Origin of the sequence: Halomonas sp. AOP22-C1-8 (assembly GCF_052378905.1) — a bacterium.
GTDB classification, from domain to species: Bacteria; Pseudomonadota; Gammaproteobacteria; order Pseudomonadales; family Halomonadaceae; genus Vreelandella; species Vreelandella citrativorans.
On the sequence record NZ_JBQSYD010000081.1, the window covers coordinates 1 to 318 of the forward strand.

The window sequence follows — 318 nt, forward strand, 5'->3', positions numbered from 1 at the left end:
GCCACCGCCACGATTATCATCGACACCATTGCCGGTGACGACATGATCAGCGGTGATGAAGCCACTCAAACGATTACCGTTACAGGTGACGTGGGCGGCGATGCCCAGGCGGGCGACACCGTCACCCTGACGGTGGGTACTAACAATTACACCGGTAACGTGGTCGATGCAGGAGAAGGTAACCTCACTTACGCCATTGATGTGCCTGGAGACGTGCTGGCAGAGAATAGCCAGGTAAGTGTTGAAGTAAGCGGTATCACCGCCGATGGCAATGCCTACAGTGCCGACGCTGAGCGTGGCTACGTCGTTAATGTGGAT

General features: G+C 56.0%; 1 protein-coding gene. It reads left to right on the plus strand.

The window, feature by feature from the left end; genetic code table 11:
• Positions 1-318, plus strand: a 318-nt coding sequence (locus ACT3TY_RS17955; RefSeq protein ID WP_444629100.1) for an Ig-like domain-containing protein, incomplete at both ends; no start/stop codon positions are given.